The organism is Sphingomonas benefaciens (assembly GCF_052907485.1).
Genome location: NZ_JBREIC010000002.1, coordinates 1 through 23520 on the forward strand (window position 1 = coordinate 1; position 23520 = coordinate 23520).

A 23520-nucleotide genomic window follows, 5' to 3' on the forward strand; every position below is an offset into this window, starting at 1 on the left:
CGACGGGGACCCATTAGGATAGGCTTGGCTTTTTCCGAGAACCTGGCACCTTGAGGTTGCCAAGACCCGGGGCCGCCGCCCACATGTCCCTTCATCTTACCTACAATGTCAAAGAGCCGACAAAAACCGACGCCCTGTCCTACCCTCTTTGTGGAGGGCGACCTTGGCGCCTGATTTTCGGTGACCGTAGAAGCGAACCGTGTGGCCCGTCGCTGCGGTGACACCCCTCTAGGCGGGGTGTTCCAAACGGTCAAACACTTTTTTGCATTTTTCTTTCAGATTGTCCGCAAACCCGCAGAAAAGCTGCGCTTTACCGGTTGTGAAGCCCTCTCCGTCTAGCCCGCAGCGGATGGACGCCGCGACGAATCACGCCCCTGCCGCCGCAGAATCGCTCGGGAATCAGATTCGCCGGGCGGTTATCTGGCGTTCCGGCAGCCAGATCGTCGCCCAAATCCTGCAATGGGCTGCCACCTTCCTGGTCATCCGCATCCTCGATCCGCGCGATTATGGCCTCTACGCCATGACCGGGGTGGTGCTGGTCTTCCTCAACATGCTCAACGGCTATGGGCTGGCGAGCGGACTGATCCAGCGCGAGGCGGTGACGCCGCGTCAGATCCGCCAGCTGTTCGGCATGCTCATCGCCCTCAACGTCGTGCTCGCCGTCGCGCAGCTTTCGATCGCGCCGCTCGCGGCGGCCTATTACGGCCAGCCGGCGGTCGCCCGGCTGCTGCGCGTCCAGGCGCTGATCTATCTGATCACCCCGTTCGCCGCCCTGCCTTATGCCCTGCTCAGCCGGACGATGGATTTCCGGCGGCAGGCGACCGCCAATATCGCCGCCTCGATCACCGGGGCACTGACCGCGCTTGCCGCGGCGCTGGCGGGCTGGGGCGTCTGGGCGCTCGTCGCCGCGCCGATCGCGCTCTATGCGATGCGGGCATTGGTGCTGACCTGGGGGGCGCGCTCGCTGATGTGGCCGAGCTTCGACTTCCGTGGTGCGGGCCATCTCGCCCGCTTCGGCGGGATCATGGCGGCCGGCCAGTTCTTCTGGTTCCTGCAGAGCCAGGCGGACGTGTTCATCGCCGGGCGTCACCTCACCGCGCACGCGCTCGGCATCTACACCACCGCGCTCTTCCTGGCGCAGATCTTCGTCTCCAAATTCGTGCCGCCGCTCAACGAGGTGGCGTTCAGCGCCTATGCGCGGATGCAGGACGATCCCGGCGCGATCCCGCGCGGCTTCCTGCGCGCGGTGCGCATCATCATGCTGGTCGCCCTGCCGTTCTACGCCGGACTGGCCGTCACCGCGGAGCCGCTGGTGCTGACCGCGCTCGACCGCAAATGGGCGGAGGTCGTCCCGGTCGTCCGCCTGCTTGCGCTGGCGATGCCGTTCATGACGGTGCAGGTGCTCTACAGTCCCGCCTGCGACGCGCGGGGGCGGCCGGGCATCGGTGCACGCAACGGCGCCTTCGGTGCGTTGGTGCTCGCCGCCGCCTTCCTGGTCGGCGTGCGCTGGGGCGGCATCGGCCTCGCGTGGAGCTGGGTCGCCGCCTATCCCATCTATCTGGCGGTGAGCAGCTGGCGCTCGCTGCCGGTGATCGGGGTGCGGGCACGCGACCTGCTCGCGGCGATCCTGCCGAGCGCGCTGGCCGCCATCGGCATGGCGCTCGTCGTGCTCGCCGTCGACCGCGCCCTGCCGCCGCTGGCGCCGGCGCCGCGGCTCGCCGTCCTCGTCGCGGTCGGCGTGCTCACCTATGGCGGCACGCTCGTCCTGTTCGCCCGCACCACGTTGCGCGAGTTGATCGCCATCGTCCGCAAGCGGCCGCTGCCGGCCTGAGCTACTGGCCGATATAGTCGCGCATCGACTGCGCCTCCGCCTCGATCCGGTCGATGCGATATTTGACCAGGTCGCCGATCGACACGAAACCGATCATCCGGCCGCCGTCGACGACGGGCAGATGGCGGATCCGGCGCCGCGTCATCAGCGACAACGCCGCGATCACCGGCTGGTCGGGCGCAACCTGCTCGACCGGGCTGGTCGTCACCGCCGACAGCGGCTGGTCTAGCGCCGCCGCGCCGTCGCGCGCCACCGAATAGACGAGGTCGCGTTCTGAGAAGATACCCGCGACCGAGTCGCCGTCCATCACCGGCACCGCACCGATCCGCCGCTCGGCGAGCAACGCCACCGCCTCGGCGACGCGGGCATGCGCCGGCAACGACGCGACATCGTCGCCCTTCGTCCGCAGGATTGCCGCGATCGTCATCCTCTCCTCCTTCTCGCTGCGGCCGGTGCGTGCCGGCCTGCTTCAGGTCATTGAGGAGATCACGATTTGCCGTCACATGCAAAAGGTATGACGCACCACGGCCTCGACGATCCCTTGCTCGCCGCCCATGCCTGGGGCCGCTTTCGCACGATCATGGCGTGGATGACGCTGCTGGCGGCGATCGTCAGCGCCGGTGCAATCGCCGCGCTCGCCTGGGTGCAGGGCCCGCTGCATCTGGTGACGATGCTGGCGGTGATCGGCGGCGTCGGGGGATCGATCGTCATGGCGGGAGCGCTGATGGGGCTGGTGTTCCTCAGTTCGGGCACCGGCCATGACGAGGAGGTCGAGCGGTTCGACAGGCCGGACTGAGGTTCGCCGCCACCGCCAGGCGAAGCCGACACGAAAAAGCCGGCCGTCCCGCGGGGGACGACCGGCTTTTGTTTATAGGATCGGCCGGATCACTCCGCCGCCGGCGCCTCGGCGGCCGGGGTGCGGGTGGTGCGGCGGCGGCGCGGCTTCGGCGCATCGTCGGCATCGTTCGCGACCAGCGTCAGCGACGGCGGCAGGCGGTCGGCGTCGACACCGTTGCTCTCCGGCTCGGCGGCCGGAGCCTCGACCTGCGCGTCGCGACGCGGGCGACCGCGGCGACGCGGCGCCGGCGCATCGGCCTCGATCACCGCTTCGGCCCGTGCCTCGAGCGATTCCCCTTCGCCGATCGTGTCGGCGCGGTGCTGGCCGGCGACCTCGACCGGCTGCTCGACATCGGTACGGCGCGGCCGGCGCTCTTCCCAGTTGCGCGGCTGGCGCGGCTCGCCATCGGCATTGCGCTGCTCGTTGCCGCGCTCACGCCGGCGCTGCTGGCGACCGTCGTCCTGCGCGTCCGCGCGGCGCATCTCGCTCTGGCGCGCGTCGCCGCCGTCCTGCTCGCCCGCGCGGATCGGTTCACCCTCGTCGCCGTAATCATCGTCGTCGTTGAGGTCGAAGGGCTGCTGGCGGCGCGGCTGCTGGTCGTCGAACCGGCCGCGCTGATCGGCGATCACGCGGAAATAATGGTCCGCGAACTGCAGATAATATTCGGTGTTGATCCGGTCGCCCTGGCGCTGCGCATCCGCGGCGAGGTTCTTGTACTTTTCGAGCAGCTGGTTGGCGTTGCCGCGTGCGCGACTGTCGATCCGGTTGCCGTTGTCGGGACGCCCCTGGCCGCCGCCCTGGCGCGGACCATTGTTGTTGCCACCACCGCCACGGCCGCGACGACGACCGTTCTGCCGATTGTTTATCAAGCTACTGTCCTATGATCCGAGTATGTGGTCCGTGAAACCAAACTGGCCCAAGCTCCTGCCCACCAAGGGCTTTCCCGACCCGATGGCGCAAACTTCCGGCGCCCGCGCGCGGTTCACCGCGACACGTGGGCCCTGCCATGGCCGCTTCCCCAGCGGCTGTCATGACGAAGGATGCGGGCCATCGCCCTGCGATCAACCACATAACGGTGATGATGCGTGCCCCGTCGCTGCAATAGCGGTCGCGGGGGCGGTCCTACAAGCGAAATATGTGGCGTCGACCACGATCTTTCAAGGCGTAGCGAGCAGGCAGCGATCGCGCCCGCCGAGATCGCGATGCACGCTGGTCCTCAGACCCGCCGCCGCGAACAGCGCCGAAACCGCCTCCGCTTGCGTGTGGCCGATCTCCACTGCGGCGCAGCCGCCCGGCGCGATCAGGCGCGGCAATTGGGTCGCGAGCTGCCGGTAATCGTCCAGCCCGTCGCCGCCCGCGAACAAGGCGGCGGCCGGCTCGTGCGTCCGCACCTCGTCGGGCAGCCATTCGTCCGTCCCGATATAGGGCGGATTGGCGAGGATCAGATCGAAGCGCCCGTCGACCGCGGCCGCCCAGTCGCCCTGCACGAAGTGCGCCCGCTTCGCCATGCCGAGCTTCGCCGCGTTGCGCCGCGCATAGCCCAGCGCCGCCGCCGACCAATCGACGCCCAGCCCCGCCGCCGGCCATTCGTCCAGTGCGGCGAGCAGCAGGGTGCCGGGCCCGGTGCCGAGATCGAGCACGGTCGACGGCGCGCGCCCTGCGAAGTGCGCGCCGGCCGCAACCAGCACCGTCTCGCTGTCGGCGCGGGGCACGAGCGCGCCCGGCCCGACCTCGAGGTCGATCGTCCAGAAGCCGCGGGAGCCGGTGATATAGGCGACCGGCTCGTGCCGCTCGCGCCGCGCGACGAGGTCCCAGAAGGCTGCCGGCACCTCGCGCTGCAGGTCGAGCAGCAAGGCGTTGCGCTCGATGCCGAGCGCATAAGCGAGCAGCAGTTCGGCATCGAGCCGCGGCGTCTGTGAAAAGGCGAAACGGGCGGCGGCGTCCGCGAGGGCGGTGTGCACAGCCGCGACGCTCACGACTTGGCTCCTTCGTCATCCCCGCCAAGGCGGCGATCCGGGCGCGCTACCGTCGCGACTCGATCGCCGGCGTCAGCGGTTCTGGATCCCCGCCTTCGCGGGGATGACGCGTGGGTGCTGGTCGACGGCCACCTCACGCATCCAGCGCCGCCAGCCGCTCCGCCTCGTCCTGCGCGATCAGCGCACCGATCAGCTCGCCCATCTCGCCCTCGATGATCTCGGGCAGGCGATGCAGCGTCAAATTGATGCGATGGTCGGTCACCCGACCCTGCGGAAAATTGTAGGTGCGGATTCGCTCCGACCGGTCGCCCGATCCGACCATCGCGCGCCGCGTGCCCGACCGTTCCGCCGCCAGCCGCTCACGCTCGGCCTCATACAGCCGGGTGCGCAACACCTTCAGCGCCTTGGCCTTGTTCTTGTGCTGCGACTTCTCGTCCTGCTGGATGACGACGAGGCCGGTCGGCAGGTGGGTGATGCGCACCGCGCTGTCGGTGGTGTTGACCGACTGGCCGCCCGGCCCCGACGAGCGATAGACGTCGATGCGCAGGTCCCTGTCATCGATCTGCACGTCCACCTCCTCCGCCTCTGGCAGCACCGCGACTGTCGCCGCGGAGGTGTGGATGCGGCCGCCGCTCTCCGTCGCCGGTACGCGCTGGACGCGATGGACCCCGCTTTCGAACTTGAGCCGGGCGAACACACCCTGCCCCGTCACCGAGGCGACGACCTCCTTGTAGCCGCCCGCGTCCGAGCTGGAGACGCTGATCAGCTCGACGCGCCAGCCCTGCGATTCCGCATAGCGCTGGTACATGCGGAACAGGTCGCCAGCAAACAGCGCCGCCTCGTCGCCGCCGGTGCCGGCGCGGATTTCGAGCATCGCGGCGCGGCTGTCGGCGGCGTCGCGCGGCAGCAGCGCCAGCGCGAGGCCGCGGTCCGCCGTCTCCAGCGCCGCCTTGTTGGCATGCAGCTCTTCCGCGGCGAGCGCGCGCAATTCCTCGTCGCCGTCCTCCGCCATGAAGGCGAGGCTGTCCGCCTCCTGGCGCAGCCGCCGCACCTCCGCCGCGGCGCGCGCGACGGGTTCCAGCTCGGCATATTCCTTGGAGACCTGCACGAACCGGTCGGACGGCAGGTCGCCGGTCGCCATCAGCGCCTGCAATTCGTCCCGCCGCGCCTCGATCTGCGCGATCCGTTCGGGGGAGATGGTGGTCATGCGTGCCGCGCTCCCACCCCATCACTCCCGCGCAGGCCGGAATCCAGACACGCAGGCGACGCGGCCCTTGCGATCCGGCAGAGGTTCTGGATCCCCGCCTGCGCGGGGATGACGGCTATGGTCACCGCAGCGCCTCCGCCACATCGCCGAGCGCCACCTGCCGCTGCTCCCCGTTCGCCAACGTCTTCACCTGCACGACACCCGCCGCCAGCTCGTCGTCGCCGAGGATCAGCGCATGGCGCGCGCCCAATGCATCGGCCTTCGCCAGCCGCTGCTTCATCTTGCCCTTGTATGCCATGTCGACCGCAAGGCCCGCGCGGCGCAGCGCCGCCAGCAATCCGGTCGCGCGCGTCTCCGCCGCCGCACCCATCGGCACGATCACCGCGTCGATCGTCGGTAGCGCCGGCTCCTCCAGCAGCATCGCCAGCCGCTCGACCCCCGCCGCCCAGCCGACACCCGGCGTCGGCGCGCCGCCCAGGCTCTCGATCAGCCCGTCGTAGCGGCCGCCCGCCAGCACCGTGCCCTGCGCGCCGAGCCGGTCCGTGACGAACTCGAACGCAGTGTGGCGGTAATAATCGAGGCCCCGCACCAGCCGCGGGTTGCGCGTCCATGCCACCCCGGCCGCGTCCAGTCCGGCGGTGACCGCGTCGAAGAAGGCGCGCGCCTCGTCGGTCAGGAAAGCGTCGATGTCGGGTGCCGCATCGGCGATGCCGCGGTCGCGCGGATCCTTGGAATCGAGGATACGCATCGGATTCTTGTCGAGCCGGACCAGACTGTCCTCCGACAGATCGCCGCGATGGCTCTCGAAATGCGCGACCAATGCCGCGCGCCACGCGTCGCGCGTCGCGGCATCGCCGAGCGTGTTGAGCTGCAGCGTCACCCCGTCCGCAATGCCGAGCTCGCGCAGCAACTGGTCCGCCATCACCAGCAATTCGACGTCGGCGGCCGGCTCGGCCGCACCCAGGATCTCCGCATCGATCTGGTGGAACTGGCGATAGCGTCCCTTCTGCGGCCGTTCATAGCGGAACACCGCGCCGCTGGTTGCCAGCTTGAGCGGCGCATGTTGCTGCCACCCTTCGGTTAGGAAGGCGCGCGCGATGCCGGCGGTGAACTCCGGGCGCAGCGTCAGCGAATCGCCGCCACGATCGGGAAACGTGTACATCTCCTTCGACACGACGTCGGTCGTCTCGCCGATCGAACGCGCGAACACCGCCGTGTCCTCGAACACCGGCACCTCGACCCGGCCGAAGCAATAAAGGCGCCGCACCCGGTCGAACGTGTCGAGCACATGCCCGAACCGCCGCTGCTCCTCGCCGAAGATGTCCTGGGTGCCGCGCACCCGGCGCGGAGTTTCGATACGGGCCATAATCGCCGGGTATCTAGGCGAGCCGCCGACGAATCGCTAGCGCTGCGATATGACCGAACAACAACGTTGGTGGGGAATCGGCAAACGGGTGGCGCCGCCGCGCTTCGCCCTGTTCGCGCTCCTGTTCGTCGCCGGCCTGGCGCTGCTCATCCCGGCGATCGGCAAGGGGCGCGGCACGATGGTGGCCTTCGACGGCGCCAGCCTGATCTTCCTGCTGTCGCTGATCCCGCTGTTCCGCCGCGGCGATATCGACCACATGCGTCGCGCGGCGCGCGACAACGACGCCAATCGCGCCGTCCTGCTCGGCATCACCGGCGCGACAATGCTGGTGATCCTGGTCGCGGTCGCCGGCGAGCTGAAGGGCAAGAACGACATCTATGCAATCGTGCTGGTGATCGTGACGCTGGTGCTCGCCTGGCTGTTCTCGAACATGATCTATGCGCTGCACTATGCGCATCTGTTCTACAGCGCCGCCGACAAGGGCGGGAAGGATGCCGGTGGGCTGTGCTTCCCGGATTGCGACCAGCCCGATTATTGGGACTTCCTCTATTTCAGCTACACGCTCGGCATGACCTTCCAGACGTCGGACGTGTCGATCGCCTCGCGACGCCTGCGCCGCGTCGCGATCGGCCAGTGCCTCGCCGCCTTCGTCTTCAATCTCGGTGTCGTCGCCTTCTCGATCAACGTGCTGGGCGGCGGCGGCAACTGAATCGCCCTTCTGCCGGCGCCGATGTGAAGGGACTGGACGGCTGACGTTTCAGCCGCCTAACATCCCGCCATTCCTTCAGCCGCAAAGGCCTTCCATGCACGCCAAGCTTCTCGTCGCTGCCCTGCTCGCGTCCGCCGTCGCCGTTCCGGCGCTGGCCCAGGTTCCCGCCGGCAATACCGCGCCCCAGGCGGTCCCCTTCATCGACACCATCCCCGACGCGGTCGACACGCCCTATCCCGGCGTCATCAAGCTCGACGTCGACGCGACCGACACGGAGCGCGGCATCTTCCGGGTCAAGGAGACGATCCCGGTCGCCAAAAGCGGCCCGGTCGCGCTGCTCTACCCGAAGTGGCTGCCCGGCAACCACGCCCCGCGCGGCGAGATCGAGAAGCTCGCCGGCCTGGTGATCCGCGCCAATGGCCGTATCCTGCCGTGGACGCGCGATCCCGTCGACGTCTACGCCTTCCACATCGACGTGCCCGCCGGCGCCAAGACGCTGGACGTCGAATTCCAGTTCATCTCCGCGACGCAGGGCAATCAGGGCCGCGTCGTCGCGACGCCGGCGCTGATCAGCCTGCAGCCCAATTCGGTCAGCCTCTATCCGGCCGGCTATTTCACCCGTCAGATCCCGATCCAGATGACCGCGCGCTTCCCCGCCGGCTGGACCGCGGCGGGCGCGGTGCCGTCGAAGGCCGCCGGTTCGGTCTATGCCTATCAACAGACCAATTATGAGATCCTGGTCGATTCGCCGGTGCTCGCCGGCCGCTACGGCAAGACCTGGCCGCTATCGCCGCGCGTCAATCTCAACGTCTTCGCCGATTCGCCCGATCTGCTCGCCGCCAAGCCCGAGCAGATCGAGGCGCACAAGCGGCTCGTCGACCAGGCGGTGAAGACCTTCGGCGCGCAGCATTACGACCATTACGAATTCCTGGTCTCGCTCAGCGACCAGCTCGGCGGCATCGGCCTCGAACATCACCGGTCGTCGGAGGACGGCACCGCCAAGACCTATTTCACCGAATGGGATTCCAACGTCGCGGCGCGCAATCTGCTGCCGCATGAATTCACCCACAGCTGGGACGGCAAGTTCCGCCGCGGCGCCGATCTGTGGACGCCCGATTTCCGCACGCCGATGCGCGATTCGCTGCTCTGGGTGTACGAAGGCCAGACGCAATTCTGGGGCTATGTGCTGCAGGCGCGCTCCGGCCTGGTCAGCAAGCAGGACACGCTGGACGCTTATGCCGCGATCGCCGGCAGTTACGACCTCGCGCCCGGCCGTCAGTGGCGCGACCTGGTCGACACGACCAACGATCCGATCATCTCCGCGCGCCGGCCAAAGGGCTGGACCAGCTGGCAGCGCAGCGAGGATTATTACAACGAAGGCCTGATGGTCTGGATGGAGGTCGATGCGATGCTCCGCCAGAAGTCGGGTGGCACCAAGTCGATCGACGATTTCGCCCGCGCCTTCTTCGGCATCCGCGACGGTGATTATGGCGAGGTCACCTATACGTTCGACGACGTCGCCAAGACGCTGAACGGCATCGTCCCTTACGACTGGGCCGGCTTCCTCAACCAGCGGCTGACCGAGACGGGCAAGCCCGCGCCGGTCAACGGCTTCGCGATGAACGGCTACAAGCTCGTCTACACCGATACGCCGACCAAATACTTCAGCAGCCTGGAGAAGAGTCGCGGCACCGATGTCACTTATTCGATCGGCCTCAACGTCGGCCCAGACGGCAACGTCAACGGCGTGATCTGGGATTCGCCGGCGTTCAAGGCGGGTCTCGACGTCGGCACGCAGATCCAGGCGATCGGCGGCGAGGCGTATAGCGGCGATCGCCTGAAAGCCGCGATCGTTGCGGCCAAGACGTCGAAGGAGCCGATCCAGCTACTGGTCAAGAATGGGCCACGGTTCCGTAACGTCGCCATCGACTATCATGGCGGTCCCCGCTATCCGCGCCTCGAGAAGGTCGGCACCGGCGAAGGCGGGCTCGATCGTCTTCTGGCCCCGCGCTGAGGGAAGGCGCGGTTTCTTACAAGGGAATTGCATGCGTATCGATCTGATCCCGGTCGGCAAGAGTCCGCCCGACGACCTCAATGTGATCATCGAGGTGCCGACCGGCGGCGAGCCCGTGAAATATGAATTCGACAAGGCGTCGGGCGCCCTGTTCGTCGACCGCATCCTGCACACGCCGATGCGCTATCCGGCGAACTATGGCTTCGTGCCGCACACGCTGTCGCCCGACGGCGACCCGCTCGACGCGCTGGTGATCGCGCGTTCGCCGTTCATCCCCGGCTGCGTCGTGCGCGCCCGGCCGATCGCGGTGCTCAATCTCGAGGACGAGGCCGGCGGCGACGAAAAGCTGGTCTGCGTGCCGGTCGACCAGGTCTTCCCCTATTATAGCAACGTCGGCGAGCGGGCGGACGTGCCGGAGATCGTCTTCGAGCAGATCGAGCACTTCTTCACCCACTACAAGGACCTGGAGAAGAAGAAGTGGGTGCGCGTCGGCACCTGGGGCGACGCCGCCGAGGCGCGCCGCATCACCGTCGAGGCGATCGATCGCTACAATGAGGCCAAGGCCAAGGGCGAGGAACCGCACGACCACGACGTCCCCGGCCGCGACGGCTGAATGACCCATGCCTGCCCGCCTCGCGGGGAGGCGTCAGCCCGCAACGGCTGACAGGGAGCTGACAGGGGGCTGACGGGGGGGGGCTAACGGCAGAACGCCGCGCCGGCCCCCCCACCCTCCTTTGGGCAGGTCCCCATCCCGCGCCGGGAAACTTTACCCCAGCGCGCGGTCGAGCAGCTTCGCCAGCCTGAGGCCGCCCCGCTCCACTTCCAGCCGCGCGACCGGCACGATCTTCTCGATCGTCGCCTCGTCCAGCGTCACCTTGGCCGGGCTCGGCCCGCACGGATCGCCCTTCAACGCGCTGGCGTAGACGACGTCATGCGCGACCTGCCACGATTCGCGGCTCCAATCGTCGACATCGCCCCTGGCGATCCGCGCCTTCTCCGCCGGCGAATAGCGTCGCACCAGGCTCGGTCCGCTGGTGATCGCGCGCTCGGCGAGCGTGCCGTCCCAGATCGAATGGAGGTTGAACCGCCGCGGGCTGTATTCGCCATAGGCCGCGGCGACGTCGTTGCCGCCCTTGTCGCCCTTCTCGCCGGCATGCAGCGGCTGGTGCAGGTCGCCGACGAAGTGGATCAGGAAGACCAGCGCCTGCGCCTTCTCCTTGCCGCTCGCATGATGGTCGCGCAGCACCGCCACGTCGCGCTTGATCTGTGCCGACACGCAATTGCCGTCCTTGCACGCCTCTTCCAGGCTGAACGGCGCGCAGATGTTCACGTCCTGAAAGTGCCAGTTATAGGCATAGCCGAAGCGCGGCTTGCCGTCGGCGTTCTTGAGCGGCTTGACGCAATCGGCCCAGGTGCTGGCGCCCTCGATCGTCGTCGCCGGACAGGTGGGCGTGTCGAGCTGGGGCGTCTCCGCCAGCAGGCGGCGGATCGCCGCCCGCGTCTTCGGCGTGACATTGGCATAGGCGATCTGCGCGACCGTCTGATGGCCATATTCCCAATAGGCATGGGCGGGCGCGGTGAGGGCCAGAGCCGGAATCGCGGCGAGACAAAAGCGAAGCGTTTTCATGAGGAAACGCTGTAGCCGCGGAACGCGTCCGACAGAAGCGTCAGGATTGCTGATCGTCGGCGCGCGCCAGCCGATCACGCCTCCCCGTACAGCGCCACCTCGCGTAGTCCGGCGGAGGTCGCCCGCGCGCGGTACATGCCCGGGGTGGTGAAGCGCCAGATCGCCTCGCCCGCGGGGGTCACGACGATCACGCCGCCGGTGCCGCCGAGCGCGCGCACCTCCGCCAGCGCCGAATCGGCCGCCGCGCCCACATCCTCGCCGGCCAGGCGGATGCGCGCGGCGATCTCATGGCCGACGCCGACGCGGACGAATTGTTCGCCCGATCCGGTGCACGACACCGCGCAGGCGCGATCGTCGGCATAGGTGCCTGCGCCGATCAGCGGCGAATCACCGATCCGGCCCCAGCGCTTCCCCGTGACGCCGCCGGTCGAGGTCGCCGCGGCGAGGTGCCCCTGCCGGTCGCGCGCGACCGCGCCGACCGTGCCGTATTTCATGTCGACGTCGAAGGCGTCGCCGCCCCGCGCCAGCAGCTCGTCGAGCTGGCGGCGGCGCTCGGCGACCGCGAACCAGGCGGGATCGACCGTCTCGACACCCTGGCTCGCCGCGAACTCCTCCGCCCCGGCGCCGGCAAGCAGCACGTGCGGGCTCGCCTCCATCACCCGCCGGGCCAGCGACACCGGATTGCGCACCCGGGTCAGCCCCGCGACCGATCCCGCCGCCCGGTCGGCGCCGCGCATAATCGCCGCGTCGAGCTCGTTGGTGCCGGCCTGGGTAAAGGCGGCGCCGCGCCCGGCGTTGAAATGCGGATCGTCCTCCAGCACGCGCACCGCCGCCTCGACCGCGTCGAGCGCCGCGCCACCGGCGTCGAGGATCGCCGCGCCGGCATCGAGCGCGCGCGCCAGCGCCTCGCCCGCGCCGGCCTCCGCCGCCGCGCCGATTCGTTCCGGCGTGATCGTCCCCGCACCGCCGTGCAGGACCAGGCTCCAACCATCCGTCATGTCGTCGTTACCCTATGCGAAGGAAGGCGGCGCAGTCCGATCAGCGGTCGCAGGGGGCCGATCCGGCGGCCGATCAGATAGAAGGCCATCGATCCGACGATCGTCGCCACCACCAGGATGGCGCATTCCACGCCGCCGGCGAGCCCTGCCGGCATCAACCAGTAAGCGGTCAGCACGATGATCGTCTGATGGACGAGATAGCAGGGAAAGACCGCCTCCGTCAGCAGGCCGCGCCAACGGTGGTCGCGGTTCCAGCGCCGCTCGGCATGGCCGATTAGGGCGACGATCGCCCCCCATTGCTGCACGGCATGCGCCGCTCCGTAAGCGGGGTAGAGCCAGCGCGGCGGATCGCCGTCCGGCATCAGCTCGATCGCCAGGATCACCGCATAGGCCGCGATCGCGGCGGCGCCCGCCAGCCAGCGATAGCGGACGCAGGCTGCCAGCACCCGCGGCGCGGCGGCGAGCGCAAAGCCGAACAGAAAGGCGGGCAGGTAGATCATGTGCGCCATCGGATCGTGCAGCGGGTCCTGCGTCTCATAGCCCATCGGAAACCACCAGGCGTGGATGCAGACCAGCCAGGCGGCGGGCACGATCAGCAGCAGCGGCCCGCCGAACAGGCGATCGAATCGAAGCTGCAGGCCAGGCCAGCGCGGCAGCGCGACGAGCAGCGCCAGCGCGACGGTGTACAGCCATAGATAGAGGACGAACCACAGATGGTTGAGCGCCGGCAGGCCGATCCCCGCCAGCCGCGCGAAGCGGAAATAATCGTGGCTCCAGAAGGTCCAGAAATCGGCGCGATAGCCGTGCTGGGTGACCAGTTCGACCCAGGGCTGCGGCGGCACGACCACCGCGACGCCGAACGCCAGCGGCACCAGCAGCCGCCACGTCCGCTGGCGCAGGAAGCCGCCGGCCCCGCTCGCCCGGCTGAGCAGCGCGCGGCTGGCATAGCCCGACACCACGAACAGCAGGCTCAATCGCCAGGCGTTGACCGCCAGCATCGGCAACACCACCCAATCGGCGCCATTGGCGCTCTTGGCATGGAAGCCCCAGGGCACGAACACCATGCCGACATGATAGATGATCAGGATGGCGAAGGCGGCGACACGCAGCCAGTCGAGGCCATAATGCCGCGGGATCGGCGATGTGGGGACGGGGCGCGCCATGGCAGGCGCCCTCCCCTACAGCAGCGCCTTTGAACCGCAACCCGCGCGCTGTATATGGGGGGCATGTCAGTACGTCCGTGGCGCGACATCGTCCGCCGTCCGAGCCGCCAGATCATGGTCGGCAATGTCCCCGTCGGCGGCGATGCGCCGGTCACCGTGCAGACGATGACCAATACGCCCACGCCCGACATCCGCGGCACGGTGGACCAGATCCGCCGCTGCGAGGAGGCGGGCGTCGACATCATCCGCGTCTCCTGCCCGGACGTCGAATCGACCGCGGCGCTGAAGCAGATCGTCCGCGCGGCGCATGTGCCGATCGTCGCCGACATCCATTTCCACTACAAGCGCGCGCTCGAAGCGGCGGACGCTGGCGCGGCATGCCTGCGCATCAACCCCGGCAACATCGGCAGCAACGAACGCGTCGCCGAGGTGGTGCGCGCCGCCAAGGCGAACGGCTGCGCGATCCGCATCGGCGTCAACGCCGGCAGCCTCGAGAAGGACCTGCTGGAAAAATATGGCGAGCCCTGCCCCGACGCGCTGGTCGAAAGCGCGCTCGATCATATCAAGCTGCTCCAGGACCACGACTTCCACGAATATAAGGTGGCGGTGAAGGCGTCGGACGTGTTCCTCGCCGTCGCCGCCTATCAGGGGCTTGCGGAGGCGACCGATTGCCCGCTCCACCTCGGCATCACCGAGGCGGGCGGCCTGATCGGCGGCACCGTCAAATCGTCGATCGGCATCGGCAGCCTGCTCTGGTTCGGCATCGGCGACACGATCCGCGTCTCGCTGTCGGCCGAGCCCGAGGAAGAGGTTCGCGTCGGCTTCGAGATCCTGAAGGCGCTCGGCATCCGCAACCGCGGCGTCCGCGTCGTCTCCTGCCCATCGTGCGCGCGCCAGGGCTTCGACGTCATCCGCACCGTCCAGGCGCTGGAGGAACGGCTGCAGCATATCCGCACGCCGATGAGCCTGTCCGTGCTCGGCTGCGTCGTCAACGGCCCCGGCGAGGCGCGCGAGACCGACATCGGCATCACCGGCGGCGGCAACGGCAAGCATATGGTCTATCTGTCGGGCGTCACCGACCATCATGTCCAGGACGCCGACATGATCGACCATATCGTCCGGCTGGTCGAGGCGAAGGCGGCGGAGATCGAGGCGGCGACGTCCGCGGCGGAGCCGGTGGCAGCGGAATGATCCTGACGCGCTCCGGTACCTGTGCTAAAAGCCAGGTACTGGAGATCGACACATGACCTATCACGCCAAAGTAATTGCCGGCGGCAAGGTGGTGATTCCGGCCACCATTCGTCGCGACCTCGGCATCAAGGACGGCGATTCGCTGGTCGTCGACCGGACGGACGATGGCGGTGTGCGGTTGATGACCTTCGAACAGTCCGTACGCAACGCCAAGGCCAAAGCGCGCGCGATCTTCGGCGGCGACTATACGGTCGACACGTTTCTCAAAGAACGCCGCGCCGACTGGGGCGAGGAGTGACCGCAGTCGTCGACGCGTCAGCGATAATGGCGCTGATGCTCGGCGAGTCCGGCGCGGAACTAGTGGCGACCATCGTGCGCGGCAGCCTGATGTCTGCCGTCAACGTCTCCGAATGTTGCGCGTGTGGCGTCGAACGTGGCGCCAGTGCAGAAGCGGTGCTGTCGATCCTCGACGTTTACGAGATCACGACCGTCCCGTTCGATCTTCCTCTCGCCCTCAAGGCGGCAAGCTTGCGCGAGCCGACACGCGCGCTGGGCGCCTCGCTCGGTGACCGTGCGTGTCTCGCCCTGGCCATGGCACGCGCGCTGCCGGTTTATACCGGCGACAGGCGTCTGGCGGAAATCGATCCCTCCCTCGGCCTCGACATCCGGCTGATCCGGTGAATCGCCCCTCCTCCAGCCTGACCGCCTTCGGCGTCGCCGCGGGTGGGATCGCCGTCTATGCGGCAATGGATTCGATCATCAAGGGCCTGTCGATCGCCAGCGGCGCCTATAACGCAGTGATGTGGCGATCGATCGCCGGCGGGGCGCTGATGCTGCCGGTGTTCCTGATCCGCCGCCGGCCATGGCCCGCGCCTGCCTCGCTGCGCCTGCATCTGGCGCGCGGCGGGGTTGCCGGCATATCGGTGCTGCTGTTCTTCTGGGGGTTGGTCCGCGTGCCGATGGCGCAGGGCGTCGCGCTCACCTTTCTTGCCCCGCTGATCGCGACGTTTCTCGCCGCCCTGACGCTCGGCGAACGCATCCGCCGCGCCGCGATCGGCGGGTCGCTGGTCGCCAGCCTCGGCGTGATCGTCATCGCGCTCGGCCAGGTCAGTGCCCGCGCATCGGAACAGGCGGTGCTCGGCAGCCTCGCCGTGGTCGCGGCCAGCATCTTCTACGCGGGCAGCCTGATCCTGCTGCGCCGCCAGGCGCAGGTCGCCGATCCGCTGGAGGTGGCGCTGTTCACCAGCCTCGTACTGAGCGGCCTGCTGCTGCTCGGCGCACCATGGTTCGGCGGCCTGCCCGCCGTCGACCAACTGCCCGCGATCCTCGCTGCGGCGATCCTCGGCTCGGGTTCCGCGCTCGCCCTCGCCTGGGCCTATGCTCGGGCGGAGGCGCAGGTGCTCGCGCCGGTCGAATATACCGCCTTCGTCTGGTCGGCGCTGTTCGGCTGGCTGGTCTTCGCCGAGCGCGTGTCGCTCTGGACGGTGGCGGGCGCCATGCTGATCATCGCCGGCTGCCTGCTGGCGATCCGCCGTCCCTTTCCCGCTCCGCAAACGGAAGCCGCCGCATGATCCGACCCGCCACCCCCGCCGATGTCCCGACCATCCTCGATCTGGTGCGCGAACTCGCCGTCTTCGAGCGCGAGCCCGATGCGGTGGTCGCGACCGAAGCGGACCTGGCGGAGGCGCTGTTCGGGGAGAAGCCGGCGGCGGAGGCGGTGATCGCGGAAGCGGACGGCGAGCCGCTCGGCTTCGCCCTGTTCTTCCACAATTTCTCGACCTGGACCGGCAAGCGCGGCCTGTATCTGGAGGATCTGTACGTCACCCCGGCGGCCCGCGGGCGCGGCGTCGGCACCGCGTTGCTGCGTCACCTCGCCGCCGTGGCGCTGGAACGCGGGTGCGGCCGCTTCGAATGGTCGGTGCTCGACTGGAACGCCGATGCGATCGCCTTCTACCGCGCGATGGGCGCCGTAGGCATGGACGAATGGACGATCCAGCGCGTCACGGGCGAGGCGCTGCAACGCCTCGCCCGTGGCTGAGATCAGCCGACGACGACCGTCACCGCGCGGCGGTTCTGCGCCCAGCTCGCCTCGTCCGAGCCGAGCGCCACCGGCCGTTCCTTGCCGTAGCTGATCGTGGTCAGCCGCGACGGGTCGATGCCCTTGGCGACCAGATAGTTCTTGGCCGCATTGGCGCGGCGGTCGCCGAGCGCGAGATTGTATTCGCGGGTGCCGCGCTCGTCGCAATGGCCCTCGATCGTGGCGCGGACATTGGGGTGGCTGGCCAGCCATTGCGCCTGCGTGTCGAGGATCGCGCGCGCTTCCGGATCGATGTCATAGGTGTCGAGGTCGAACAGCACCGTGTTCGAGCTGACCGAGCGGCGGAAGTCCGCATCCGACCCCGGAACGACGGTGTTGCCATACTGGCCGTTGCCGTTCGACGGCGGCACCTGGTTGTTCAGGCCCCCGGTGTTGTCGACCGGCGGCGGCGGCAGCTGCTTGGGCTTGTGCGCGCAGGCGGCGAGCGACAGCACGGCCGCCGCGGTCATCAGGGTGGTGGAAAGCTTCGCCATCATCGTGTCTCCCATGGGGAACGGAAAAATCTTACGGCCGCAGCGGGCCCCAGGCCGGGTCCGACCCGTCGAGCGGCGTCGGGATCTTGCGTTCGACCTGGCCGGTCAGGTCGACCATCCACAGGTCGGCCTTGCCCTGCCCGCCCTGGCTCGAACGGAAGAAGGTGATCGCGCGGCCGTTGGGCGACCAGCTCGGCCCCTCGTCCTGCCAGGCGTTGGTAAGCAGTTTCTCGCCGCTGCCGTTCGGGCTCATGATGCCGATGCGGAACGCGCCGCCCAATTTGGTGAAGGCGATCAGGTCGCCGCGCGGGCTCCACACCGGCGTGCCGTAGCGGCCGCCGCCGAAGCTGATCCTTTGCTGGTTCGATCCGTCGGCGTTCATCACATACAATTGCTGGCCGCCCGAACGGTCGCTCTCGAACACGATCTTCGATCCGTCGGGCGAATAGCTGCCGCCGGTGTCGATGCCGGGCGAGGTGGTCAGCCGCTGCGGGCTGCCGCCGCTCGCCGAGACGCGATAGATGTCGGTGTTGCCGCCCTGCGCCATCGAGAACAGGATCCACCGCCCGTCGGGCGAGAAGCGCGGCGCGAAGGTCAGCGACACGTTCTGCACGATCCGCCGCGGCCGGCCCGAGCCGAGGTCGTAGACGTAGATCGCCGGCCGATTGTCCTCATAGCTCATATAGACGATCGACTGCTGGTTGGGCGCGAAGCGCGGGGTCAGCACGATCGCCTGGCCATTGGTCAGGAAGCGGTGGTTGGCGCCGTCCTGGTCCATGATCGCCAGCCGCTTGATCCGCTTGCCCTTCGGCCCCGTCTCCGAGACGTAGACGATGCGGCTGTCGAAATAGGGGCCCTCGCCGGTCAGCCTCGTATAGACCATGTCGGCGCATTTGTGGCCGGCGCGGCGCCAGTCGGACGGCGGCACGACGAAGCCCTGCCGGGTCAGCTCGACCTTGGAGAAGACGTCGTAGAGATAGCAGCCGACGGTCAGATTGCCGTCGGCGCCGGCGCGGACGAAGCCCTGCACCAGCGCCTGCGCGCCGGTGCCGCCCCAATAGTCGAACGCCGGCGCATTGACCTCCTGGAAGCCGACGGGGCGCAGCTTGCCGGGCGACAGCGGCGTGAACAGGCCGGAATTCTTCAGGTCGTTGGCGACGATGTCGGCGAGCTGGCGGCCCAGCGCGTCGGTCGGCCCGGCCGGCGTCTGCACCACCTGCGCGGTCGGCATCACGGGAATCGCGATCGGCATCGGCTCGCTGACGCCGCCGGTCACCGACACTTCGAGCGGCGCGCCGCTCTGGTCCTGCGGCTGGCCGGCCGGCTGCTGCTGCGCCGGCGGCGCGGTCTGCGCCGCGGCGGCCGTGGTCATGGCCGACAGGGCGACGGTGGCGGCCAGCGCCGCAAGGACTTTTCCGATCATGCGCATGTTCCCGGACCCTCGATTGTCATCTCGTCACCCCGGACGTGTTCCGGGGTCCACCGTTCCGCGCATCCGATCCGCAGGGCATTTGCGGCGCCGTGGATGCCGGAACAAGTCCGGCATGACGAATTGCCCGTCATGCGAAAGGATATACCAACCCGCGTCACTTCAGCTTCCAATTGTATGCAAGGTGGCTCCAGCCACCCGGCACCGCATAATATTCCGCCGGGAGCTTGAGCGGCGAACAGCCCTTGAACGCGGCGATGCCGAGGTCGACGACGCGCTGCTTGTAGCGTTCGTTCTCGTCCGTGACACCCGACTGGCGGATCATGCGCGGCGTCGCGGCGAGCGAGCCGTCCTCGTTCAGCCTGATGTCGAGCACCGTCAGGATCTCGTTGGCGCCGGGGCCCGGATTGACCTGGCGATCCGCGCACGGCTGGATCTGGCGCTCGATCGCACCCTTGATCCCGGCGGCGACGCGGGCGTCGATCTTCGCCGCCTTGGGCGCGGTCGAGGTGCTGGTCGACGGCTCGCTGGTCAGACCCTTGAGGAAATCGCTGCCCAGCCGCGATCCGCGCGGCCGCTCCGCCTTGCTCGCGCTGTCGCTGCCGTTGCCGCGGCTGGCGGCAGGCTTGGCGGCGCTGCTCGGCTTGCTCGCCGGCTTGGCCGGGGCGGGCCGCTCGGCCGGTTTGGCCTCCGCCTTGGCGGGCTTGGCCGGCGCCTTGCTCGGCTTCTCGACCGGCTTGGCCGGCTTTTCCGCCACCGGCTTCGACTTGGGCTGGGGCTTTGGCTCCGCCTTCGGCGCGGGCTTTGGCTTGGGCTGCGGCTTGGCGGGCTCGGGCTTGGGTTCCGGCTTCGGCTCGGGTTTCGGTTGGGGCTTGGGCTGAGGCTTGGGCGGCGCCGGCTTGGGTTCGGGCGGCGCCGGCTCGGGCTCCACCGCCGGCTCCGGCTCGGCGGCGGGCGGCGCGGCATCCTCCGGGTCCCCGGCGTCGGGCGCCTTGGATTGGGCGGGCGCCTGCTCCGCCTTGGGCGCGCTCGCCTCCGGCGCGACGTCCTTGACCAGGCTGATCTCGACCGGCGTTGCCTTCAGCTTTTCGGGATTGGGCGTGGACAGGAAGCCGACCGACAGCAGGCCGAAGAGCACGACATGCCCTGCGACCGCGACGCCGAGGCCGATCCGTTCCGCCCGATCCATCAGCGCGTCCCAGCGCCCCCGGCGGCGCCTTCCCCAGCGCCCTCGACCGTGACCAGCGCGACGCGGTTGAGCCCGGCGCGGTTGAGCTCGCCCATCACCCGCATCACCCGGCCATAGTCGAGGCCGCGGTCGGCGCGCAGGAACACCTGCGGCGTTTGCCCCCCGGCGGGAACGGCGGCGATCCGCTCGAGCCGCGCGGGCAGGGCGTCCTCAGCGATCTCCTTGTCGTCGAGGAACAGCTTGCCGGCCGAATCGAGCGACAGCTGCACCGGCTTCTGGTCCTGGTCGAGCGCCTTGGCGCGGCTGTCGGGCAGATTGACCGGCACGCCGGCGGTGAGCAGCGGCGCGGTGACCATGAAGATGATCAGCAGCACCAGCATCACGTCGACCAGCGGCGTGACGTTGATGTCGGCCACCGGCGCACGGCGACCCCGCCCGCGCTGCGAGGGAAGGTTCATCGCCATCAGATCCTCCCCGTGCCGGGGAGGAATGGCTTACGGCCCCTCACCGGCCCGAATCCAGCTGACGGCTGAGCGTCGTGTGGAAGCCGTCGGCGAAGCGGCCCAGCGCCGCCTCGATCCGGTTCACGCCGTGGCTGAAGCGATTGTAGGCGATCACCGCGGGGATCGCCGCGAACAGGCCGATGGCGGTGGCGAACAGCGCCTCGGCGATGCCCGGCGCGACCACCGCGAGGCTCGAATTCTGCGCTTGGGCGATGCCGGTGAAGCTGCGCATGATGCCCCAAACGGTGCCGAACAGGCCGACGAAAGGCGCCACCGATCCGATCGTCGCCAGGATGTTGAGCTTGTCGCTGATCCGGTCGATCTCGCCCGCCGCCGCCGCGCCCATCGCGGTGGCAAGCCGCTCGCGCGTGCCGCCCTTGTCGATGCTGCCGCCCGCGGTCGAGCGGCGCCATTCCTTGACGCCCGCCGCGAACACCTTGGCCGACGGCAGATCCTGATCCGCCTCCGCCTTGTAGAAGGCGTCGATGTCCTCCGCCTTCCAGAAGTCGCGCTCGAACCGCGCCATGCCCTTGCGGATGCGGCCCAGCCGCCGGCCGAAGGCGACGATCAGCGTCCAGGTCCAGATGCTGGCGAGCAGCAGCCCCGCCATCACCACCTTCACGACGATGTCGGCCTGAAGGAACAGCGCGACCGGCGACAAGGTCGCCGCATCCATGTTGAACACCGGATTCATGTCTAGGTCCCCTGCCACACCAGGCGTTGGTAGATATCGGTCCACGCGGCCGGCTGGCGCCGGGGACGGCCGTTGCCGGCGACCAAGGCCGCCGTCACCTCCGCCTCGGTCAGAACAAGCGGACCGCGCCTGACTGTTTGATGAATGACGACGCTCGCCGCGCGCACGATGCCGACGCGGCTGACCACCAGCAGCGCATCGTCGAGCCGCGCCGGCGCGCGGTAGCGGATGGACAGGTCCGCGACGGCATAGGCGCCCTCGCCCGCCTCGAACACCGCGCGCTGGTCGATCCCCGCCAGTCGCAGCATCGCCGATCGCGCCCGCTCCATGAAGCGCAGATAATTCGCATGGTAGACGACGCCCGACAGGTCGGTGTCCTCGAAATAGACGCGCACCGGGAACAGGTGCTCGCGCCCCTCGAACCGTCCTGCCGTGGGCTGGTCGATGTCCTCCCGCATAGGCAAGCGCCGTTAACCCAACCGGACGGGCCGCGAAACCCCGTTGGCGCCACCGCGCTCAGAAAGCGCTTGACCGATGTAACGCATGGGTTACATGTAACCCGCAGGTTACAGGAGGATGCCATGGACACGATCGAACTGGCGGAACGCAAGAGCCGCGCCTGGGCGCTGATGCTGTATGTCTTGGGGGCAGTGCTGCTGCTGTCGCAGCTAGCCGGCATGACGGTAATGCGCCGCGACTTCGTCGACGGTTTCTGGCTCGGCGTCGCCCTGGTCTGTGCGCTGACCCTGCTGCCGTGGCGACGCTGGCTGAAGCCGGACAGCGCGCTCAACCGGCTGATGGAGGACGAGGTGGTGCGCGAACACCGGCGGATGAGTTGCACCGCCGGCTTCTGGGCCAGCCTCGCCGCCGCGCTGGCGACCGCCCCCTTCGCCCATGACGTGATGCTGGCCAGCTACGACGTGTCGCGGGTGGTGGCGACCGCCGGTCTGTTCGCGGCGATGATCAGCTTCGCCACGCTCGAGCTGCGCGCCGCGCGATGAGCGAGCTGCGCAACAGCCTCAAGGAGGAGCGCGAGCGGCTCGGGCTGACGCAGGCCGCGCTCGCCGAACGGGCCGGGGTCAGCCGCAAGACGATCAACACGGTGGAGAACGGCGTCTTCATCCCGTCGACTGTGCTCGCGCTGCGGCTGGCGAAGGTGATCGGCCGACCGGTCGAGGCGCTGTTCCGCCTCGCCGAGGATCATTGAGCGACGGCGGTGTCCATCAGCGCGCGCGTGTCGAGCTCCAGCCGCGGCCGCGCCGAGACCGGCTCCGCCGCCGGCACCGCCTGCACCGTGCGGACGCCGGCCGGCACCACGACGTTGGCCATCGCCAGCTGGTTCAACCGCAGGCGATCCGTGCGCCATGCATCGTAAGCGGCGTAGAAATCGGTGAACGGCTTTTCCAGCACCGCCAGCCGCCCGGCGGCGAAGGCCGGCAGTTCCGCAGGCGTGACGCCCGGTACATCGGCCAGCGTCGCCGCTGCCGCAGCGCAAAAGCCGGCGCGCGCCGGGGCCTGGCTGAAGAAATTGTAAAGCCGCGTCATCGCGTCGTCGTATCGGTCCTGCCAGTCGCCGCCCGCCGCCTTGTACTGCGCGGCATATTGCGTCTGCGCGGCCGCCAATGCGCTCTTCTGGCTGGTCAGCAGCCCGTTGTATTCGCTGACGATCGTCGCGGCATCGTCGCCGCGGCAGGCGAGCGCCGCGACGTTGAGCGCGGCGCGCAGGTGCCACAGCGTCGCCGCCGGCGTCAGGCCGCGGTTGGGCGTGGCATACAGGCCGTCGGCCAGCCGTGCCGGTACCGGCATGCCCGGATAGGCACCCCTCGGCAGCGGCACCGCGACCGGCGCGGGCGCGGGCACGGTCGCCACGACCGTCGGCGCCTGCACCGCACGGCGGGTTGCGCAACCAGCGGTCAAGGCCAGCATCGTCATGGAAATGGCAATCGAGCGGCGCATCGCGTCTGTCCTTCCGGCCCCCCGGCGTCGGCAAGGATCATCGCACTCTATGGTTAACGCGACGTAACCGTCTTGCGGCCCCTCGTCCGACCGCCAAAGCGCTGTCCTACAACGTCCGTCGGGGTTAGACCGGATGACATCGGCTCGAGCTCGATCGACAGAATGTCGTCAGCGTCCGATGCCGGCCGACCGCCACGCTGCTTCTCATCGTCGATTGCATGAATCGCCCGCCGCTCGCCTGCGACGGGTGCGACCTTT

Annotated in this window: 27 protein-coding genes; 12 read left to right on the top strand and 15 right to left on the bottom strand. The window is 68.9% G+C overall.

Annotated features, from left to right (window positions below; translation table 11 throughout):
- Positions 1–349 precede the first annotated feature (349 nt).
- On the top strand, positions 350–1831 hold the full coding sequence (locus tag ACU5AX_RS08440) for a lipopolysaccharide biosynthesis protein (protein ID WP_446690500.1): 1482 nt from the start codon (positions 350–352) through the stop codon (positions 1829–1831).
- A 1-nt stretch (position 1832) separates the two neighbouring features.
- Here ACU5AX_RS08440 and ACU5AX_RS08445 read toward each other — a convergent pair whose 3' ends face one another.
- Positions 1833–2258: a CBS domain-containing protein gene (locus tag ACU5AX_RS08445; RefSeq protein ID WP_446690501.1), complete on the bottom strand. Its 426-nt coding sequence runs from the start codon at positions 2256–2258 to the stop codon at positions 1833–1835.
- Between the two features lie 87 nt (positions 2259–2345).
- On the opposite strand from ACU5AX_RS08445, the gene ACU5AX_RS08450 reads away from it, so the two are divergent.
- On the top strand, positions 2346–2627 hold the full coding sequence (locus ACU5AX_RS08450; RefSeq protein WP_198353471.1) for a hypothetical protein: 282 nt from the start codon (positions 2346–2348) through the stop codon (positions 2625–2627).
- Positions 2628–2716: 89 nt separating this feature from the next.
- Here the strand turns inward: ACU5AX_RS08450 and ACU5AX_RS08455 are convergent, their stop codons facing one another.
- The 4 genes from ACU5AX_RS08455 to hisS all read right to left on the bottom strand — a co-directional run bounded on the left by ACU5AX_RS08455 (position 2717) and on the right by hisS (position 7218).
- Positions 2717–3538: a DUF4167 domain-containing protein gene (locus tag ACU5AX_RS08455; protein WP_446690502.1), complete on the bottom strand. Its 822-nt coding sequence runs from the start codon at positions 3536–3538 to the stop codon at positions 2717–2719.
- Positions 3539–3826: 288 nt separating this feature from the next.
- Positions 3827–4645, bottom strand: coding sequence for a peptide chain release factor N(5)-glutamine methyltransferase (gene prmC, locus ACU5AX_RS08460; RefSeq protein WP_446690503.1), 819 nt, complete (start codon positions 4643–4645; stop codon positions 3827–3829).
- 133 nt (positions 4646–4778) lie between these two features.
- Positions 4779–5852, bottom strand: a complete 1074-nt coding sequence (gene prfA, locus ACU5AX_RS08465; protein WP_446690504.1) for a peptide chain release factor 1 — start codon at positions 5850–5852, stop codon at positions 4779–4781.
- 121 nt (positions 5853–5973) lie between these two features.
- Positions 5974–7218 carry a histidine--tRNA ligase gene (hisS, locus tag ACU5AX_RS08470; RefSeq protein WP_446690505.1) on the bottom strand — a complete coding sequence of 415 codons (1245 nt, stop codon included), beginning with the start codon at positions 7216–7218 and terminating at the stop codon, positions 5974–5976.
- Between the two features lie 49 nt (positions 7219–7267).
- Between hisS and ACU5AX_RS08475 the strand changes: the two genes are divergently transcribed.
- From ACU5AX_RS08475 to ppa, 3 genes are all read left to right on the top strand, one after another.
- Positions 7268–7927, top strand: a complete 660-nt coding sequence (locus ACU5AX_RS08475; protein WP_446690506.1) for a DUF1345 domain-containing protein — start codon at positions 7268–7270, stop codon at positions 7925–7927.
- Between the two features lie 94 nt (positions 7928–8021).
- Entirely contained in the window at positions 8022–9941 is a 1920-nt protein-coding gene (locus ACU5AX_RS08480; protein ID WP_446690507.1) for a M61 family metallopeptidase, read from the top strand.
- Between the two features lie 31 nt (positions 9942–9972).
- Positions 9973–10554 carry an inorganic diphosphatase gene (gene ppa, locus ACU5AX_RS08485; protein WP_198353478.1) on the top strand — a complete coding sequence of 194 codons (582 nt, stop codon included), beginning with the start codon at positions 9973–9975 and terminating at the stop codon, positions 10552–10554.
- A gap of 153 nt (positions 10555–10707) precedes the next feature.
- Here the strand turns inward: ppa and ACU5AX_RS08490 are convergent, their stop codons facing one another.
- The 3 genes from ACU5AX_RS08490 to ACU5AX_RS08500 form a co-directional block, all read right to left on the bottom strand.
- Positions 10708–11568 carry a S1/P1 nuclease gene (locus ACU5AX_RS08490; RefSeq protein WP_446690508.1) on the bottom strand — a complete coding sequence of 287 codons (861 nt, stop codon included), beginning with the start codon at positions 11566–11568 and terminating at the stop codon, positions 10708–10710.
- A gap of 74 nt (positions 11569–11642) precedes the next feature.
- Positions 11643–12566: an isoaspartyl peptidase/L-asparaginase family protein gene (locus ACU5AX_RS08495; RefSeq protein WP_446690509.1), complete on the bottom strand. Its 924-nt coding sequence runs from the start codon at positions 12564–12566 to the stop codon at positions 11643–11645.
- Positions 12563–13729, bottom strand: a complete 1167-nt coding sequence (locus ACU5AX_RS08500; protein WP_446690510.1) for an acyltransferase family protein — start codon at positions 13727–13729, stop codon at positions 12563–12565. The genes ACU5AX_RS08495 and ACU5AX_RS08500 overlap by 4 nt, the downstream gene beginning before the upstream one ends.
- 63 nt (positions 13730–13792) lie before the next feature.
- Between ACU5AX_RS08500 and ispG the strand changes: the two genes are divergently transcribed.
- The 5 genes from ispG to ACU5AX_RS08525 are packed head-to-tail and all read left to right on the top strand — an operon-like array spanning position 13793 to position 16958.
- Positions 13793–14920, top strand: coding sequence for a flavodoxin-dependent (E)-4-hydroxy-3-methylbut-2-enyl-diphosphate synthase (gene ispG / locus ACU5AX_RS08505; RefSeq protein ID WP_446690511.1), 1128 nt, complete (start codon positions 13793–13795; stop codon positions 14918–14920).
- Positions 14921–14972: 52 nt separating this feature from the next.
- A complete protein-coding gene (locus ACU5AX_RS08510) occupies positions 14973–15218 on the top strand; it encodes an AbrB/MazE/SpoVT family DNA-binding domain-containing protein (RefSeq protein WP_446690512.1) in 246 nt (81 codons plus the stop codon).
- Entirely contained in the window at positions 15215–15601 is a 387-nt protein-coding gene (locus ACU5AX_RS08515) for a type II toxin-antitoxin system VapC family toxin (RefSeq protein WP_446690513.1), read from the top strand. Before ACU5AX_RS08510 ends, ACU5AX_RS08515 begins: the two co-directional genes overlap by 4 nt.
- On the top strand, positions 15598–16491 hold the full coding sequence (locus ACU5AX_RS08520) for a DMT family transporter (RefSeq protein WP_446690514.1): 894 nt from the start codon (positions 15598–15600) through the stop codon (positions 16489–16491). Before ACU5AX_RS08515 ends, ACU5AX_RS08520 begins: the two co-directional genes overlap by 4 nt.
- Entirely contained in the window at positions 16488–16958 is a 471-nt protein-coding gene (locus ACU5AX_RS08525) for a GNAT family N-acetyltransferase (RefSeq protein ID WP_446690515.1), read from the top strand. The genes ACU5AX_RS08520 and ACU5AX_RS08525 overlap by 4 nt, the downstream gene beginning before the upstream one ends.
- A gap of 2 nt (positions 16959–16960) precedes the next feature.
- Here ACU5AX_RS08525 and pal read toward each other — a convergent pair whose 3' ends face one another.
- The 6 genes from pal to ACU5AX_RS08555 form a co-directional block, all read right to left on the bottom strand.
- Positions 16961–17491, bottom strand: a complete 531-nt coding sequence (gene pal, locus ACU5AX_RS08530; protein WP_446690937.1) for a peptidoglycan-associated lipoprotein Pal — start codon at positions 17489–17491, stop codon at positions 16961–16963.
- 31 nt (positions 17492–17522) lie between these two features.
- Positions 17523–18914: a Tol-Pal system beta propeller repeat protein TolB gene (gene tolB, locus ACU5AX_RS08535; RefSeq protein ID WP_446690516.1), complete on the bottom strand. Its 1392-nt coding sequence runs from the start codon at positions 18912–18914 to the stop codon at positions 17523–17525.
- Positions 18915–19077: 163 nt separating this feature from the next.
- Positions 19078–20109: a cell envelope integrity protein TolA gene (gene tolA / locus ACU5AX_RS08540; RefSeq protein ID WP_446690517.1), complete on the bottom strand. Its 1032-nt coding sequence runs from the start codon at positions 20107–20109 to the stop codon at positions 19078–19080.
- Positions 20109–20573, bottom strand: coding sequence for a protein TolR (gene tolR / locus ACU5AX_RS08545; RefSeq protein WP_446690518.1), 465 nt, complete (start codon positions 20571–20573; stop codon positions 20109–20111). Before tolR ends, tolA begins: the two co-directional genes overlap by 1 nt.
- Before the next feature lie 40 nt (positions 20574–20613).
- On the bottom strand, positions 20614–21306 hold the full coding sequence (gene tolQ, locus ACU5AX_RS08550) for a protein TolQ (RefSeq protein WP_198353490.1): 693 nt from the start codon (positions 21304–21306) through the stop codon (positions 20614–20616).
- Positions 21307–21308: 2 nt separating this feature from the next.
- The gene (locus ACU5AX_RS08555; protein ID WP_446690519.1) at positions 21309–21764 is read right to left on the bottom strand and encodes a YbgC/FadM family acyl-CoA thioesterase; all 456 of its coding nucleotides are present in this window, start codon (positions 21762–21764) and stop codon (positions 21309–21311) included.
- Positions 21765–21887: 123 nt separating this feature from the next.
- On the opposite strand from ACU5AX_RS08555, the gene ACU5AX_RS08560 reads away from it, so the two are divergent.
- A complete protein-coding gene (locus ACU5AX_RS08560) occupies positions 21888–22307 on the top strand; it encodes a hypothetical protein (protein ID WP_446690520.1) in 420 nt (139 codons plus the stop codon).
- Positions 22304–22513, top strand: coding sequence for a helix-turn-helix transcriptional regulator (locus ACU5AX_RS08565; RefSeq protein ID WP_446690521.1), 210 nt, complete (start codon positions 22304–22306; stop codon positions 22511–22513). The genes ACU5AX_RS08560 and ACU5AX_RS08565 overlap by 4 nt, the downstream gene beginning before the upstream one ends.
- Here ACU5AX_RS08565 and ACU5AX_RS08570 read toward each other — a convergent pair.
- Positions 22507–23262, bottom strand: a complete 756-nt coding sequence (locus ACU5AX_RS08570; protein WP_446690522.1) for a hypothetical protein — start codon at positions 23260–23262, stop codon at positions 22507–22509. The genes ACU5AX_RS08565 and ACU5AX_RS08570 overlap by 7 nt on opposite strands.
- Positions 23263–23520 lie beyond the last annotated feature (258 nt).

Coding starts and splice junctions, on each gene's coding strand:
- tolA (WP_446690517.1), bottom strand. CDS start 20,109: ATGGATCGGGCGGAACGGATCGGCCTCGGCGTCGCGGTCGCAGGGCAT.
- ACU5AX_RS08445 (WP_446690501.1), bottom strand. CDS start 2,258: ATGACGATCGCGGCAATCCTGCGGACGAAGGGCGACGATGTCGCGTCG.
- hisS (WP_446690505.1), bottom strand. CDS start 7,218: ATGGCCCGTATCGAAACTCCGCGCCGGGTGCGCGGCACCCAGGACATC.
- ACU5AX_RS08490 (WP_446690508.1), bottom strand. CDS start 11,568: ATGAAAACGCTTCGCTTTTGTCTCGCCGCGATTCCGGCTCTGGCCCTC.
- tolR (WP_446690518.1), bottom strand. CDS start 20,573: ATGGCGATGAACCTTCCCTCGCAGCGCGGGCGGGGTCGCCGTGCGCCG.
- ACU5AX_RS08475 (WP_446690506.1), top strand. CDS start 7,268: ATGACCGAACAACAACGTTGGTGGGGAATCGGCAAACGGGTGGCGCCG.
- tolB (WP_446690516.1), bottom strand. CDS start 18,914: ATGATCGGAAAAGTCCTTGCGGCGCTGGCCGCCACCGTCGCCCTGTCG.
- ispG (WP_446690511.1), top strand. CDS start 13,793: ATGTCAGTACGTCCGTGGCGCGACATCGTCCGCCGTCCGAGCCGCCAG.
- ACU5AX_RS08510 (WP_446690512.1), top strand. CDS start 14,973: ATGACCTATCACGCCAAAGTAATTGCCGGCGGCAAGGTGGTGATTCCG.
- pal (WP_446690937.1), bottom strand. CDS start 17,491: ATGGCGAAGCTTTCCACCACCCTGATGACCGCGGCGGCCGTGCTGTCG.
- ACU5AX_RS08555 (WP_446690519.1), bottom strand. CDS start 21,764: ATGCGGGAGGACATCGACCAGCCCACGGCAGGACGGTTCGAGGGGCGC.
- prfA (WP_446690504.1), bottom strand. CDS start 5,852: ATGACCACCATCTCCCCCGAACGGATCGCGCAGATCGAGGCGCGGCGG.
- ACU5AX_RS08560 (WP_446690520.1), top strand. CDS start 21,888: ATGGACACGATCGAACTGGCGGAACGCAAGAGCCGCGCCTGGGCGCTG.
- ACU5AX_RS08495 (WP_446690509.1), bottom strand. CDS start 12,566: ATGACGGATGGTTGGAGCCTGGTCCTGCACGGCGGTGCGGGGACGATC.
- ACU5AX_RS08525 (WP_446690515.1), top strand. CDS start 16,488: ATGATCCGACCCGCCACCCCCGCCGATGTCCCGACCATCCTCGATCTG.
- ACU5AX_RS08500 (WP_446690510.1), bottom strand. CDS start 13,729: ATGGCGCGCCCCGTCCCCACATCGCCGATCCCGCGGCATTATGGCCTC.
- ppa (WP_198353478.1), top strand. CDS start 9,973: ATGCGTATCGATCTGATCCCGGTCGGCAAGAGTCCGCCCGACGACCTC.
- ACU5AX_RS08440 (WP_446690500.1), top strand. CDS start 350: ATGGACGCCGCGACGAATCACGCCCCTGCCGCCGCAGAATCGCTCGGG.
- ACU5AX_RS08450 (WP_198353471.1), top strand. CDS start 2,346: ATGACGCACCACGGCCTCGACGATCCCTTGCTCGCCGCCCATGCCTGG.
- ACU5AX_RS08565 (WP_446690521.1), top strand. CDS start 22,304: ATGAGCGAGCTGCGCAACAGCCTCAAGGAGGAGCGCGAGCGGCTCGGG.
- ACU5AX_RS08570 (WP_446690522.1), bottom strand. CDS start 23,262: ATGCGCCGCTCGATTGCCATTTCCATGACGATGCTGGCCTTGACCGCT.
- tolQ (WP_198353490.1), bottom strand. CDS start 21,306: ATGAATCCGGTGTTCAACATGGATGCGGCGACCTTGTCGCCGGTCGCG.
- ACU5AX_RS08480 (WP_446690507.1), top strand. CDS start 8,022: ATGCACGCCAAGCTTCTCGTCGCTGCCCTGCTCGCGTCCGCCGTCGCC.